Below are 15,814 nucleotides of genomic sequence, written 5' to 3'. Positions count from 1 at the left end.
AATGTAGAATGTCAAAATTGCAGGGGACGGTTATGGGTTTATATTTGTGATATTATTATATAAATTAACCAGAACTTTTGAAGCGTGTATTGAAAATAAATGAAGGGAGACGAATGTTTATGAATGATGTAAGAAAAGGAAAGTTCCATATGGCAAGAATATGGAAGAAAACCATTTGTATGGTGATGGTTGCTGCCATGATAATTGTTTATATGCCAAATGATATATTTGGTAAAAACAATATAAGCAAAGTGAAAGCAGCAACAACTTATAATGGAGGTGCGGCGGCAAATTATGGATTAACTTATACAGATAACAGTGGTGGAACAAACGTTAATTCATATAATAGCGGATATGCATATTTTCAAGGTAATGATTGTGCGAACTACGTTTCACAGTGTTTAGTAGCCGGAGGATTACAAACGGATGGCACATGGTATGCGTATTCAACAGCATGGAAAAGAGCGGATTATTTATTGGAATGGTTCCGGGCAAAACCGGAGTATAGTGGTTTGATTGTAAGAAATCCTTCTCCGTCAGATGTAAAAATAGGTGATCCGTTATTTTATGTATGGGGAACAGAAGTAGATGGTAAGGTTCCAAATGACATTGATCATGCTGGTATCTGTACCGGAGTGTCCGGAAATACACCATTGGTTTCGGCCCACAGCAATAACCGTAAGAATTTTGCGGCATGGAGAATGAACGCGGGTGCAGTATATGTTGTAAAACTGCATGAATTGTCATCATCACAGACAGCGCATGGTGAAATGACGACACCAACGATAACAACAAATAGAAATTGTTATGCTGTTGGTGAGACAATGAATATAACATGGGATAAAACCAGCAGTCAAAGTGACTTTCTTCATTATTGGCTGATTATTACAAATACTGACACAAGTAAGGAATGTTATGGTGGTGCAACAGGTGCAAATGGGGATGTAAATGCAAATAGTTACCAATTTACTATACCGGAAGCAGGACATTATCGGATAAATGTCTGGGCAGTGCCATATAATGATAAAGATAATCGACAGAGAATGGCATCAAAAACAGTATGCACTTATGGCTATGATAGTGAAACTCAAAATCTAGGTAATGATTTTTATGCTACTATAATGAATACCGGAATAAAAAAATATGTTACAGCTGATAGTGATGATAATGTAACGATCCGAACAGGTTCAAATCAAGCAAATCAGTTATGGCATTTTATAAGACAGAGCAATGGTTCCTATGAGATTGTAAACTATGCATCAGGAAAAGCTCTTGATGATTATAATTGGGAACAGACAAATGGCACCAATGTATGGGTGTATCCAAGAAATAATGCAACGGCACAGAGATGGTTTATCAGAGGTACAGCAGGTGCATATTTCTTAAATGCTTCGTGTGGATCTGCAGTTCTGGATGTTGAAAGCTATGGATCAGCAGATGGTACCAATGTGTGGTTGTATGAAAGAAATGATTCAGGTGCTCAGAAATTTACGATACAAAAGCAATCCATTAATTTAAGTAAATGTAGTGTGACAGGACTAGCAAGAATACAGGGCGGATTTAAATTGTCATGGCAGACAGTATCTGGTGCTACAAAATATGAAATTTACCGGAAAAAGCAGACCGATACAAATTATGCAAAGCTGACTACAGTTGCTGGTGGAACCACAAATACATATAAGGATACAAATTGCGTGTCAGGCGTGACATATCAATATCTTGTGAGAGCTGTGAATAATTACACGACAGGTGCTTCTGAATACGGTGGATATGGATTATATCTTGACAGCACTAATGTATGGATAACAGCAGCTTTGACAAAGAAGATAAGTCTTTCCTGGAATGAAGTAAATGGAGCTAATGGATATTACGTTTATATGTATGATACAGCAAGTAAAAAATGGCAAAGAGTACTTGATGTAGCTGGAAAATCTACAACCTCCTGTACATTATCGGGATTAAAACAGAATACTACATATAATTTTTTAGTTAAGGCATATGGTACATGTACTTATAATAAGACTTCAATCCATACAAGTTATAACAGCAATGTTTTGACTGTTACAACAGCAGCGTATAATGGAATGAAAAAGACTTCCAAAGGCTGGTATTACTATAGAAATGGTGTAAAACAAACAAATTATACAGGTTTATTAAAGCGTACAAATGGTACATGGTGCTATATTAAAAATGGAAAATGGCAGTCGAAATTTACCGGAATTGTAAAACATACGGATGGAAAATACTACTATGTATATAAGGGAAGAAAGAAAAATAGTACAAAACTGGTAAAAAATACAGATGGAAAATGGTGGTATGTAAAGAAAGGTGTATGGCAGCCAAAATATAAAGGTATTGTTAAGAAATCAGGAAAGAAATACTATGTAGTTAAGGGCAAAAAGAGTAACAAGACAGGTTATGTAACGGTCAAAGGCAAACGCTACAGAGTAGTAAAAGGAAAAGTACAATAGAAGTTTGCTGGCATAAGTTCGGCATACAATAGTAAAGAATAATTATAGGTAATTTACCGCATATTTCAATAGCATCTGATAGCAAAGGCTATTGAAATATGCGGTAAAAATATATAACAAATGATTGGAGAAAAATATGCAGGTAATTGTATTAGTTATAGGTTGTATTTGTACTCTTATTATTTGGGTTCATTTATATATGAGCGAAATAGATAAACATACTTTATTTAGGGTAAGTGAAAAAGTTTTATTAATTTGTATTTTGATTGCCACGGTATTTTTTGGTGTAATTCCAGAAATTGTTATGGTAACACATAAACAGCAGTATGATATAGCACAAGATTTACTGCATACATCAGGAAAAGTATATGATGCAAACAAACATACCGTGGAGATAGAAATTGAAGATGTAGGTCAGGTAGATATATTGTCGGTGGATAATTATTATAAAACAGATGACTATTATATTGTTTATTATGTACGGGTAGATGTAGAAGTCCCTCAGGGATATTTAAGAGGAGTTCCGGTAATTGTAGAAAAAAATATCTTTGGTACAGATACTATAGTTAAATGGGATTATAGTCTTGAGGATAAAATGTTTTATTATGAAAATATGGGCAGGATGATTCGGATTCAGATTCTGAATATGAGAAAGATGCGTTTGGTAATAGACATGATGTCAAATTTGAATTCACAAATGCTCCATCATATACAATTGGTGATTTGTTTAATTATATTGGAATATCTGCTCCACATGATATTGCAGAGGCAAGTGTTACTTCTATAACAAATAACTATGATGCATTAGAGTATTATATATTATGGAGAAGCAGAGATACCGGAAAAACAATGGATCGCTGGGTAAGGGCAGTATACGATAAAGAAACGGGAGAGTGGTATTTATGTAATGCTGAAAAGAAAGAATCAACTTTAAATAGTAAATTGGCAGGATATGCATCAGGAAGTGATGACACTTATGACAATGATTATACAGATGATTACAGGATTGTTGAAAGTGATACTTTCTTAGGATGGACAAAGGTAGAGCAATAAAAGGAACAAGCGAGACGGGAATCTGTCTCGCTTGTTTTGTCGAAAAAGCAATGTAGAATGTCAGTTTTGCATGGGACGGTTTTTGAAGAAAATATATGATATTATTATTTTAAATTTACTGAGACATTATAGTAAAAATATATAGATATGAGTGGGAGAAAGATAAAATGGCTTATAATGTTATGGATTTAAAATGCCCTAATTGTGGATTCCCGATAAGTGTTGGACAAAAAGAATGTCCAGCAGGACATCCAATTAATATTACTTCTTTTAACAGTGTAAATTCTATGCCGAGTCCAATGGTAAATCGTTATATAAATTTTTATAAAAAGGAATTGGGTACTGATCCCGAAAATAAGGAAATTAATAAATCTATCGGAATATGTTTCTTGAAATTGCACTTATATGCTAAAGCGCTAGAAGCGTTTGATAAGGCTATGATTGATAATTTTGATGATTCTGAAACATATTTTTATGCGGCTGTTTGCATTCTTGGTGGTAAGAAAGCATTTCTTAATCCAAGATCTAATATAGACAAAGCATTAGAATATATAGATGCAGCGTTAATGGTAGAACCAAGAGGAATCTACTACTATTTTATGGCTTATATAAAATATGATTATTTTTCGCGTAAGAGTTATATGACCTCACCAGATTATAGAGAATGTCTTAGTATGGCTATAGATGTTGGAGTGCCGGATGTTGATATTCAGATGTTGTATGACGTGTTGAACGTTAGTCGACCGGATTGTATGTAGAGGTGACGAGGAAGAATGATAAATAAGTATATAGAATTTGCGGTTTATATAGAAACGATTCATGAAGGCAGTAGTTCTGCTGGTAGTTCATTCATTTTTATATTGCTGTATGCTTTAGTTTTTTTAGGAATTATTATCATTATTAGAAATTATGATTCTTTTAAAAATGCAAAAATGGTTAAGCAATTATGTAATGGTAAAAATTCAGAACAGTCTGAAGTTATTGCATATTTTCTTAGGGCAGGATGTGGCGCTAAGATTATTTCTGATGAGCAGTATTTGCAGATGGTAGATCGCAAAAAACAGAAATATGGATCTGTAAAATATGCATTAAACAAATTAGGGATTGATGAAGCACAAGTTAACGAAATCAGTCCTGTATGTTTTGAAGGATTTGATTACAAAAATACGTATGTAAAAAAGACTGCTAACGGAAAATGGATTAGTTCCAGATATGAGGTGACATGGATTTTTTTTAGTGATTCACAGGTGCATGTGTATAGTTGTGGATTTGATATGGATAAAGAAAATAAAAAGGAATCTACATCAGAATATTTTTACAAGGATGTAAATTCATTTTCTACAATATCAGAGGAAGAGGTTGGACAAAATAATATAACGGTGCCGACAGAAAAATTTGGTATGTATGGTGCTGGAATAAACTTTGAATGTGCATTGACAAATTGTGATAATGTAGTTCAATCCATAAATGGAATGAGACAAAAACTACGCGAAAAAAAATTACGGCCTTAAGGCTGATTATATAAAAATAAAATATAGCAAATGAAGAAGGAGAAAGAAATATGGTAGCAGTAATTATTATTTTGATTGGAGTAGCAATTATTTATTACAAAAATACGATAGGATCTGATAATGCAAAAATGGTAAGAGCACTTACTCAAGGAAAAACGAAGACGCAGGCAGATGTTATTACATACTTTAAACGTGAAGGATGTGGTGCAAAAACGATAACAGATTCACAATATTATGATATTGTGGCTAGTGCACGGTCACACTATAATTCAATACAGAAGGCACTTGATAAAATAGGACTGGATGCGGATGAAGTAAGAGAAATTCCGCCGGTGTATTTTGAAGGATTTAGAGGGGAAAATGCGTATACTAAGCAAACTGCTAGTGGACGTTGGGTTAGTACTACTTATGAAATAGCATGGCTTTTTTTAGTGATTCACAGGTACATGTATATAGACGAAGATTTAATCTCGATGATGATTATACAACGGAAATCACAGATGAATATTTTTACAAGGATATTACAGCATTTACAACAATATCAGAAGAAGAAGTTGATAGAGATGGAAAGAGAATTCCAACCACTACATTCAGAATGAGAGGGGCAGGAATAGAGTTCGAATGTTCATTATCGGAAGTTAAAGATTTCGAAACAGCGATTCGAGGAATGAAGCAGAAACTTCGTGAGAAGAAAAATGCATAATAGTTAATTTGAATTATAGATGTCAAAGAATCCATTAGATAATAATATGGATCTTTGACATTTTTAGAATAATATGGAAAAAAAAAGAATTCGATATGTGGATGATAAAGAAAGACAGTTGATTCATCCTATTTATGATAGAAAATTGGTAAGACCGTATATAAATTGGAAGAAGGCAAGTGCTTTTGCTATTTTATTTACTTTAATAGCATGTTTGATATCAAAAGAAATATATACGTATTTAATGGATTATGAATGGATTCATAATGTTTATGACATAGTTAGTTATATGTTGATTGTATCTTGGTGCATGCTTTATCAAGGAATTATTTGTTCAAAGATGATTGCTATATGGAGTATAAAAGTTTACCAAAGATATGCATCAGCACAGACCAGATTGATGTGTTGTTATATTCCAAGTTGTTCTGAATATGCAATCTTAGCTATTGAAAAATATGGTGCATTTTATGGTGGTTATAAAGCTGTGTGTAGGATAATAAAATGTGGATCATATGGTGGGGTGGATTATCCTTAAGAGTTTAAGTAGTTAGGAAGGTGATATGGGTGAATAAAATAAGCTTTATGGAGATTAGCAGTGGTGAATATGTAGGGGTATGCTCAATAGAAATAACATCGATTCCAGATATATCAATTATAAGTTCTAGGTATCAAGATTATACAGATATAGAAAAAGAATATATGAATAACTTTAGTAGCCTTGCATCTGAAGTTTTTCAAAATTATAAATATATTATATCACAAAATTCCAATGCAGAGATATCTATGGAGCTGTTATGGGTAACAGAACCAGTGAATAATCAGCCTTATAAGGCGAAGATAAGACCATTTTTAGTTATTCGAGCAATTTCAGGTGATCAGTCGTCTGCACAGGCAATAATTGAACAGATATATAGTTTATATGAATCTTCCTTAAAATTACAGAAATATGGATTTGAGGAAATTGAGTTTCCAAGATTAACAGAAATAATTAGCGGGGTACAGATTGAAGACAGTATAGCAATTGTTAAAGATGAAAGAGAAGAAAATCTTAATAATCAGTTTTTATCTGCAGCTTATTCTATTGATGTGTTTGATTCATATGCACATGATATGAGTTCTATCATGAATGAATTGACAGAACAACCATATAGTATGTTTTCTATTCAGTTGTTTCCAACACAATTAACTGTAGAGGAAAAAACAGAGATAGCACGAATTGCGCAGATTTTGGATACTTTAAATAAAGGCGTTATGACGCAGGGAATAGGAAATGTAAGTATTTCGGCAGCGGGACATTTGGCTGAAATATATAAATATTACCAAACAGTAAGTGCTGGGGCAATGTTTGGATATAATATAATTGTTGCAGGATCCTATGGCAATACAGATAAGCTTGCATCAAAAGTACAGGGTTATATATCGTATGATTCAGAAAATCCGGTTTTTATGAAACAGGTCCATATGGACACTTCTCAACTTCGGATTACGGATAATTATTATTCATTTCCATGGATTGTAAATGAGCTGTTAATTGACCTAAATAGAAATCCATATATATGGAATCAGGATAACTCAAATCAATTTTTATATAGAATGCCATATGTTATATCGGCAAAAGAAGCTGGAGGCATATTTAGATTACCACTGGGAAATGGTCGTATATCTGCAGGATTGCCGATAAATGATTCGGAAAGTGCTAGTAAAACTTATGCAGACAATCTTATAAATGCAGGAGATATAGAAATTGGTATTTTGAAAAATTCCGAAAAGAATACAATTGGAATTTCACTTAAAGATCTGGCAAAACACATGTTAGTAGTAGGAACCCCTGGTTCGGGAAAAACAACATTTTCTGTGAGTTTGTTGGATAGATTGTGGAAAGAACATAATATTCCTTTTTTGGTTATTGAACCTGCAAAGAATGAATATAGAGCTTTAATACAGAGCATTCCAGAGATACAGATATTTACACCGGGTAAAAATTTTATATCGCCTTTTGTATTTAATCCATTTGTTCCACCGGAAAATGTTAGGTTGGAGACATATAAATCTACATTGAAGACGGCTTTTGCTGCGGCTGTATCGATGACAACACCGCTTGATAAAATTTTTGAAGAGGCAATTAATAATTGTTATTCGGATTTTAGATGGTTGGATAATTATACTACAGCTGACAAAGGTCAGATATTTAATATAACAGATTTTATAAAGTGTTTTAAAAATACTTTTGATGAGATTGGATATACAGGAGATGCAAAAAACATTGGACGTGCTGGAGTGGTGCGATTGAAGAGTCTTGAAAATTTATTTGATAATTATTTTTCAATTCCAATACAAGATTTATTGCAGAAACCGACCATTATAGAGTTAGCTGCTATAGAAAATAGTGATCAGAAAGCATTGATAATATCATTGTTATTATTATCGATATTGGCATATGTAAATGCAAATTATGTTGGTGATGGGGGATTGAAAAATGTAATGCTTCTTGAAGAAGCTCATGTATTATTAGATGCGTCATCAAATGTTGGACAGGGTGATACTAATCCAAGTGCGATAGCTCAGAATTTAGTTAAGCGTATGTTGGCTGAGATACGTTCATATGGTGTTGGAATAATAATAGCGGATCAGTCACCTAGAAAAGTGTCTACAGATGTTGTTGCACTTACGGATATGAAAATGGTATTCAGATTAGTTGAGGCAACTGATAAGCAGATAATTGCAGACAGTATGAATATGGGAGATGGTCAAGAACAAAGGTTATCAAGATTGAAACCTGGCGAGGCATTTTTGTTTTTTAATAAGCTGGATAGTCCGGAAGAGGTAGTTACACCAGATTATCGTCTTGAAAACAATATTGATATTACATTATCAGATAAGGATATCGGAAAACTTATAACTTATTGGAATGATAAAAAGAAAAATTTAAGACCATATCCTGAATGTGAAGAGGTGCTTTGTTGCAAGGAGTGTTGCATTTATGAAAGAAGAATATTGGCTAAGGAAATAGCACGTAGAATTTTTGTAAAAAATTTCAAATCAGATATGTCGGATTTTAATACGATAAAAAAAGTGTTTGCGCAAATAACAAAATTAACAAAATATGAATTAAATGATGAAGAATTTTCACCGGAATTGTTAGCTTGTGTAAAAGTACAATTATGGAGAAAAATAGTATATGGAACCAATATTTCGGTGAATGAAAAAATAATACATAATTCTTTGAGAAAGTCATGAGGATAAAAATATATGGGAGATGAATTTCGAGAAGTTACTGAAGATGTTAAGGAAGATTTCACCCCTACAGAGGAATTAGAAGAAGCAGAGGTAGAGGAGATACCGGAAGATACGGAAGAGGAAGTTTCTGAAGAAGTTTCAGAGATGGAGGAAGATTTCACCCCTGCAGAGGGATTAGAAGAAGCAGAGGTAGAGGAGATACCGGAAGATACGGAAGAGGAAATCTCTGAAGAAACTTCGGAAATGGAGGAAGATTTCACCCCTGCAGAAGGATTAGAAGAAGCAGAAGTAGAGGAAATACCAGAAGATACGGAAGAAGAAGCCTCTGAAGAAGTTTCGGAGATGGAGGAAGATTTCACCCCTGCAGAAGGATTAGAAGAAGCAGAAGTAGAGGAAATACCAGAAGACACAGAAGAGGAAGCTTTTGAAATGAATGAGACAGGAGAGGATGGTGGTATTCCTGTAAAGGTGTTAAAACCAAATGGAGATACAAGTACATATGTACCAGAGTATGATGAAGAAATTTCCGCTTTAGACAAGGGAATAGAAAACGCAAAGCAACCATATCTAGATGAAGCAAAAGAGATTGCAGATGAATATAATAGGATAATTGAAGATTCAGAAATGGAAAATGAAGATAAAATATCTTCATTAGAGATGGAAAAAAATCGTTTGACATCTTTAAAAGATCAGTGGCAAGAGGAAAGTTCAGAATGGTATGAAGAAAAAGATAGACTTCAGAAAATGAAAAGTCAACAGACTATAGATGATATGCAGGAAAATGAAAGTGTTGATATATCAAGCGATGAATTAAACTCATTTTCGGACAAGATTAAGAACTTTTGGGAAGATGATACAGAAGATAATGCATATGTGTCGGATAATACGAATAAGATACATGATATTAATAATCAGGCAAAAGATATACGATCTCCTAAATCTATAGAGGGAATGGATGCGAATGAGCCCAATGTAGATGTGTTTCCGTTAGAAAAAACGAATCAAACAATAAATAATATAGAATTGGATGATGGATCTGAACAGAAAATTTTTGATCATCCGGACAGATTATTGAATGAGTTACCTTATTCACAGGGAATTAATGAGTTTGACAAGGAGGGAACGTGTGCTTTGGCAAATCTTGGAAGTTGGCTGGAAATAGGAGGTAGTCGTAATGTTGAAAATGATATTGTAAAATATGCATCGACTCATATGGATATGTATGGTAATGCTTTATGCAGCGAAAGCGGAGGCGTTTTACCAGAAAATATACCTGTGATATGGAAACAATTTGGTGTAGACGCATATTTGGACGGATCAAAAAATTTAGAGCATATAGCGGAGGCTGTTGAAAGTGGAAAGGCTGTTTCTGTTGGAGTCAATGCAGGAAAGCTTTATGAGAGTGATAATATTGAAAATATAGATCTTAATGATTGTTATGGAGATGGTGGAGCTAATCATGCTATTGGAGTTATGAGTTGTGCCAGAGATGCTATAACAGGTAATCTCACACATTTTTATATAAACGATACAGGAAGAGATTTGGCGCGTGATGCATGCAGGAAAGTAAAAGTAGTAGATTTTTTACAGGCATTTAATGTAAAGCGTGGAGTTGCAATAATATCAAAAAAACCTATATGGTAAACGGAAGCTAAGTTCACATTTATTCTGGGAGAAGAGATTATGAAAACAATTAAAGAAATTATTGAATTGGTAAATTCGTATGGTTTGCCAATACAGATTATGGATAATGAATCGTTATCAATTCCATTTGTTGCAGAAGTGAAAGGAAAATTATATTTAACTTTTTTTGTTTATTATTTGCAAGGGGCATATGGTAATACAAAACGAAAAGTTATGGTGAGGTGTGTATATTATATAAATCCGAAAAATCTAGATGATATTTTGGAGCGTAAGGTTCTGAATAATTGTGAAGATGAGCCGGATATAAATTTATTTAACAGACACAATATACCAAAAGATGTAATAAATAATACAAATAAGTATGATTTCCTTGTTGATTTGACAGATGAGATTTTAACGAATCCTGAAAACATAAAGGAAAAGATAATTTTATATGCTGATTACTTTTGTGCATGTGTAAATAATCAGTTAAAAGCGGTTTATTGGCAGTATGGAAGAACGTATTTTGAATGGCTTAATAGTTTATTATGATTGGAGGAAATAATATGTCATTATTTGGAAGAAATCCTAATGAGGAATTTTATAACGGAGGGAAAAAGCATTGGACAGATGTAATAAAGAATAGTGGACCGGGAGAATTGTTAATATGGAGACAGCCTGAAGAAGATTTTAATACAAATTCCACATTGATTGTAATGCCTGGAGAACAGGCGATTTTTATAAAAGAAGGAAATGTTGAACAAGTATTTGATAATGGAACATATAGATTGTCTACGGAAAATTATCCATTTATAAGTAGACTCAGAAATGCTTTTTCAGGAGGAATAAGCACTTTCAATTGTGTGGTTTATTTTGTAAGAAGAGCTGATAGTCAAGAGATAATATGGGGAACAGATTCACCAATACAGGTAAGGGATAAGGTTTGGGGTGTCAGAACGGAAGCTAGAGTGCGGGGAGCATATAAGGTAAGAATTGATAATCCGGCGAAATTTCTTGAAAAACTTGTTGGAAATAACATTCAATATCAGGCTCAGGATGAATTAAAGAAATATTTTATGAATGAGTTTCAGGGAAAGATAAAGTCAGCAGTATCTAGATATTTAAATTCATTAGAGCAAGAATTAATAGGAATAGATGCGTATATAGATGAGCTATCTGAGCAAATACAACCACGCATAGATGAGATTGTTCAGGAGTATGGTCTTAAATGTATAAGTTTTTCGTTAGCAGGCTTGGATGTTGATACGTCAAAGTATGATATTATAGATGAATCTCAGATTGCAGCAATAGGAAAAGCAAATCTTGCTAGAGGAGATCGATCCTATATGGACATAATGGGAGAAGACTGGGGCAGACAGCAGGCAGCTAATATTTTAGGAGATCTTGCAAGAAATCCAGGTGCAGGTGGAGTTGGAGCAATGGGTGCAGGTATGGGCATGGGTATGGCAGCAGGTAGTGTGTTTGGAAATATGGCCAATCAGATGTTTGAACCAATGCACCGACAATCACAGCAGATGAACAATGCTGTAAATCAGCCATCAATGCGAAATAGTAGGTTTTCACCAAAAAACAGTGATCTAAATGCTGATATGGATCAAGTACAAAATTCTGATGAAGATCCTGTTGCGATATTGACTAAATTGAAGAAAATGTTAGATGCAGGATTAATTGAACCATCGGAATATGATGCTAAAAAAACGGAAATATTGAAGAGAATGTGAGGTGGTTAATAATGAATAGAAGAAACATATTGCAGATTGCTTTAAAAATGATATTTGTGGTAATTTTTAATATTTCTTTTTTTGTTATTTCAGGAATTCATCATCCTGTATCAGTGTGGATTGCATATGGTTTTATCCATTTTTCCTATGTTACATTTTTATTTGCACCAAAATTGTTGGGAGAGAAGTCTAAGTTATCTGAATTGGGGTTAAGCAATGATACAATTTCATTAACATATTTTTTAATAGTTTTTATAGAATGTCTGGTTTTTATTATATTAAAAATGAAGATATATAAATTATGTTTACTGGTAAATTTATTTATTACATCAATATATTTTATCATACTGATAGTTAATGTGTTGGCGAATGAACACACGATTACTCAAAACACGACACATGAAAAAGAATTGAATTATATCAGAGAAGGATCATCAAAACTCAGAGCTTTGCTGGATATGGGACTTGATAAAGATATTTATAAACAGGTAGAATATTTGTATGATCTTATTCACTCAAGCCCTGCTAAGTCAGATATTTCTGTATATGATTATGAGCAGAAAGTTTTAGAATTGATAAATACATTAAGCATGAATATTTTGTCTGGAAATATGAAAGACATAAATGAAACCCTATTAAATATAAAAATTAATGCAAATGAGCGAAATAGAATATTAAAGACTATGAGATAAATAAAAATATTTTACATATCATAGTCAGATTATTATTTATAATTAAGGGATGTATTTAATGATTCAAGTAGCACAAAAGGACATTACAAAAATGAATTATATTGACGCAATTGTTGTTGCAGCAAATAAAAATTTGCAGACAGGAACAGGTTTATATAAAAATATTCACCGTTGTGCTGGTGAAAGGTTATTAAAAGAATGTTGTTTATTAGGAGGTTGTAAAGAAGGAGAAGCAAAAATAACAGGTGGGTATAATTTACCATGCAGGTATATTATACATACAGTTGCACCTGTGTGGATAGATGGAAACTATGGAGAAAAAGAGTTATTAGAGCGCTGTTATATTAATTCATTAAAGTTAGCGTTAAAATATGATATACATTCAATAGCGTTTTCTGCTATACCTACAGGAAGATCTACTTATCCACCGAGTATTGCAGCGGAGATAGCCATAAAAACAGTAATGGATTTTATATACAAATATCCGGAAAAAATAGATTTGATTGAGTGGGCTATATCCGGAGAACGTATTTGTAGGGCATATAGAAAAGCGTTAAAAAATGTAAATTATCTATATGATGGATATATTTAAAAGATATTGTGAAGAATATATAGAGGAATAATATACATAGTAAAGTGTTTATGTAATAAGGATACAAAGGTCGATAGCAGTAATATACAAATATCAAATGTAAAAGAAAATACATATAGAGAAAATTATAATACGATTCAAGGTGAAGAAAGTATATGTAATTTGAAAGTTTTAAGTTCTCAAAATGGAAACAACAAAAAGGTATTATCAGAGCTTGTACTGGTAATGTCTGGCTGGCGGGTCGGTGAAGCTTTAATATGGGGAATGGAACTGTTCGTTACACATATGCAAAATTAGGAAGTAATACATATACAACTAAGAAACCGAATAAGGAAGGCTCATATGTTGTAAAAGCGACAGTAGCAGAGACTGATGAGTATTATGGTGGTGTTGCAACATGTGTGTTTACTATTTCAACAAATAAGCAGGTCCCTGAAATATCAGGTATTAAATCGGCATATACGAAAAGTCTTAATTCCAAGGCTTTTAGTCTTGGAGCAAAAACAAATGGAGATGGAAAAGTTCAATACAAATCGTCTGATAAAAATGTAGTTACTGTAAATAGCAAAGGCAAAATTACAATAAAAGGTATAGGAATTGCGAAAGTAACGGTATCAGTAAAAGAAACACAAATGTATAAAGCCGTTTCCAAACAAATTACAGTTACCGTTAAGCCTAAAAAAAATGAAAATTGTTAGCAGTTCTTCTGCAGCAAAGAGTACAGTAAATATAAAATGGAAAAAGGATAGTAGCGTTGATGGTTATGAGATTTTAGTGGCTACAGATAAAAAGTTTTCAAAGAACAAAAACAAATATACAATAAAATCTAAGAATAAAGCTACTAAAAAGATAACAAATTTAAAATCCGGAAAAAAATATTATGTAAAAATCAGAAGTTATAAAATAATTAACAAGAAGAAAATATATAGTGCATATAGTAGTGCTGAGAATTTGATAGTCAAATAGAATGCTATAGCAAGTATTGGAGAGGTCATGTTTACGAAACATGGCTTCTTTTGTGATTTATGGTTATTATAAATGATCAAATATATGCGAAATATGATATAATGTTATAATAGTAGTTGTGTATATGTTATAAAATTTAATAGGGGAGGTTTAATATGAGTAAAGTTCAAATTCTTAATCTTAAAAAAGTACAAGATATTTTAAAAAATGTGCAACTTCAAGATATCGTTTTTTGGATTGGAGCTGGAGTTGATTGTGGAGGTATAACAGGATTACCTTTAGGAATGGAATTAACAAAATTTGTTCTTCAGAAATCATGTGGTGAAAAAAATGCAAAAAGAATATTAGATATATGGAAAAATAGGAGAGATAATCTAGAAAGAATATTTGGTGAAAAGAATGCAATGGCAGAAATACCAAGATTAGAAACAATAATAGAGGCCATACGTATTTACGAGAAAAATCAAATTAAAAAATTTTCATTTATAAATGGTCTAAAATCATTTTCGAGCAATATACATGGCTACAACTATCTACATTATATTTTAGCATATTGTTTACATAACGGTTCGAATATTGTTACTACAAACTATGGAGATTTTATTGTTAGGGCATATCTTGATATGTATAAAGATGGAAAGGTTCATTTAAAAAAAGAGGGGGTATATACTTATTGTACAGATCATAATAATGCAAAAATATATCATATCCATGGGATCTCTAGTGATATTTCTACTATAGGGGCAAGTTTATCGAATGTAAAAAATAAACTTCCCGATAATTTTAAGAATAAAATAGCAGAATGGTTAGAAGATAAATATATTATTTTTCTTGGATATGGAGGGGTAGATAATCTAGATGTAAATCCATTGTTATATTCATTAAAGGGTATGGGAAGAGGAAATGCTATTTATGTGAAACACAGTAGGAGTGAAGAAAATATAGAAATTAATAATAATGAGTGTAGATTAATAGGATGTTTTGATAATGGAATAGTATGTCCATGTGATACAACAAATTTTTTAGAATTTTTTCAAATGGAAAAACATATGTCCATGTGATACAACAAATTTTTTAGAATTTTTTCAAATGGAAAAACATATTCTCAGAGCATAACTAAGAAACAAGATTGGAAAAAAGAATTTATGAAATTGGGAGAGGAATATAATGAAAAAATGCAATATGCATGTCTTCTTTCGATAAGTTTTTATTTAGGAATTCCAT

General features: G+C 32.5%; 16 protein-coding genes. All 16 read left to right on the top strand.

The genetic code is table 11. The features are described 5' to 3' along the window. Nucleotides 1–119: 119 nt before the first annotated feature. The 16 genes from DW959_RS08075 to DW959_RS08000 all read left to right on the top strand — a co-directional run bounded on the left by DW959_RS08075 (nucleotide 120) and on the right by DW959_RS08000 (nucleotide 15,651). Nucleotides 120–2,471, top strand: coding sequence for an RICIN domain-containing protein (locus DW959_RS08075; RefSeq protein ID WP_181983932.1), 2,352 nt, complete (start codon nucleotides 120–122; stop codon nucleotides 2,469–2,471). 136 nt (nucleotides 2,472–2,607) lie between these two features. Continuing rightward, entirely contained in the window at nucleotides 2,608–3,258 is a 651-nt protein-coding gene (locus tag DW959_RS08070) for a hypothetical protein (RefSeq protein ID WP_118615846.1), read from the top strand. Nucleotides 3,259–3,320: 62 nt separating this feature from the next. Further along, nucleotides 3,321–3,524 carry a hypothetical protein gene (locus DW959_RS14185; protein ID WP_118615844.1) on the top strand — a complete coding sequence of 68 codons (204 nt, stop codon included), beginning with the start codon at nucleotides 3,321–3,323 and terminating at the stop codon, nucleotides 3,522–3,524. A gap of 167 nt (nucleotides 3,525–3,691) precedes the next feature. Beyond that, entirely contained in the window at nucleotides 3,692–4,282 is a 591-nt protein-coding gene (locus DW959_RS08060; RefSeq protein ID WP_117823548.1) for a hypothetical protein, read from the top strand. 15 nt (nucleotides 4,283–4,297) lie between these two features. Further along, nucleotides 4,298–5,035: a hypothetical protein gene (locus DW959_RS08055; protein WP_117808386.1), complete on the top strand. Its 738-nt coding sequence runs from the start codon at nucleotides 4,298–4,300 to the stop codon at nucleotides 5,033–5,035. A gap of 50 nt (nucleotides 5,036–5,085) precedes the next feature. Beyond that, nucleotides 5,086–5,634 carry a hypothetical protein gene (locus DW959_RS08050; protein WP_118615842.1) on the top strand — a complete coding sequence of 183 codons (549 nt, stop codon included), beginning with the start codon at nucleotides 5,086–5,088 and terminating at the stop codon, nucleotides 5,632–5,634. A 414-nt stretch (nucleotides 5,635–6,048) separates the two neighbouring features. Then, nucleotides 6,049–6,273 carry a membrane protein insertion efficiency factor YidD gene (yidD, locus tag DW959_RS15090; protein ID WP_347465526.1) on the top strand — a complete coding sequence of 75 codons (225 nt, stop codon included), beginning with the start codon at nucleotides 6,049–6,051 and terminating at the stop codon, nucleotides 6,271–6,273. A gap of 29 nt (nucleotides 6,274–6,302) precedes the next feature. Next, entirely contained in the window at nucleotides 6,303–8,975 is a 2,673-nt protein-coding gene (locus DW959_RS08040) for an ATP-binding protein (RefSeq protein WP_117808384.1), read from the top strand. A 12-nt stretch (nucleotides 8,976–8,987) separates the two neighbouring features. Next, nucleotides 8,988–10,619, top strand: a complete 1,632-nt coding sequence (locus DW959_RS08035; RefSeq protein WP_118615840.1) for a hypothetical protein — start codon at nucleotides 8,988–8,990, stop codon at nucleotides 10,617–10,619. A gap of 39 nt (nucleotides 10,620–10,658) precedes the next feature. Beyond that, on the top strand, nucleotides 10,659–11,150 hold the full coding sequence (locus DW959_RS08030; protein WP_117808383.1) for a hypothetical protein: 492 nt from the start codon (nucleotides 10,659–10,661) through the stop codon (nucleotides 11,148–11,150). Between the two features lie 14 nt (nucleotides 11,151–11,164). Then, nucleotides 11,165–12,340 (top strand): SPFH domain-containing protein, encoded by a 1,176-nt coding sequence (locus DW959_RS08025; RefSeq protein ID WP_181983933.1) that lies wholly within the window; start codon nucleotides 11,165–11,167, stop codon nucleotides 12,338–12,340. Between the two features lie 11 nt (nucleotides 12,341–12,351). Then, on the top strand, nucleotides 12,352–13,032 hold the full coding sequence (locus DW959_RS08020; protein WP_117808381.1) for a hypothetical protein: 681 nt from the start codon (nucleotides 12,352–12,354) through the stop codon (nucleotides 13,030–13,032). Between the two features lie 58 nt (nucleotides 13,033–13,090). After that, nucleotides 13,091–13,624: a macro domain-containing protein gene (locus DW959_RS08015; RefSeq protein WP_242996130.1), complete on the top strand. Its 534-nt coding sequence runs from the start codon at nucleotides 13,091–13,093 to the stop codon at nucleotides 13,622–13,624. Nucleotides 13,625–13,881: 257 nt separating this feature from the next. After that, nucleotides 13,882–14,322 carry a hypothetical protein gene (locus DW959_RS08010; protein ID WP_117808379.1) on the top strand — a complete coding sequence of 147 codons (441 nt, stop codon included), beginning with the start codon at nucleotides 13,882–13,884 and terminating at the stop codon, nucleotides 14,320–14,322. Then, nucleotides 14,309–14,590, top strand: a complete 282-nt coding sequence (locus tag DW959_RS08005; RefSeq protein WP_117808378.1) for a fibronectin type III domain-containing protein — start codon at nucleotides 14,309–14,311, stop codon at nucleotides 14,588–14,590. The genes DW959_RS08010 and DW959_RS08005 overlap by 14 nt, the downstream gene beginning before the upstream one ends. Before the next feature lie 155 nt (nucleotides 14,591–14,745). Beyond that, on the top strand, nucleotides 14,746–15,651 hold the full coding sequence (locus DW959_RS08000; protein ID WP_118615838.1) for an SIR2 family protein: 906 nt from the start codon (nucleotides 14,746–14,748) through the stop codon (nucleotides 15,649–15,651). Nucleotides 15,652–15,814: the final 163 nt, after the last annotated feature.

The organism is Clostridium sp. AM46-21, assembly GCF_003480025.1.
GTDB classification, from domain to species: domain Bacteria; phylum Bacillota; class Clostridia; order Lachnospirales; family Lachnospiraceae; genus Coprococcus; species Coprococcus ammoniilyticus.
This window is presented reverse-complemented; position numbering and strand designations above follow the sequence as displayed.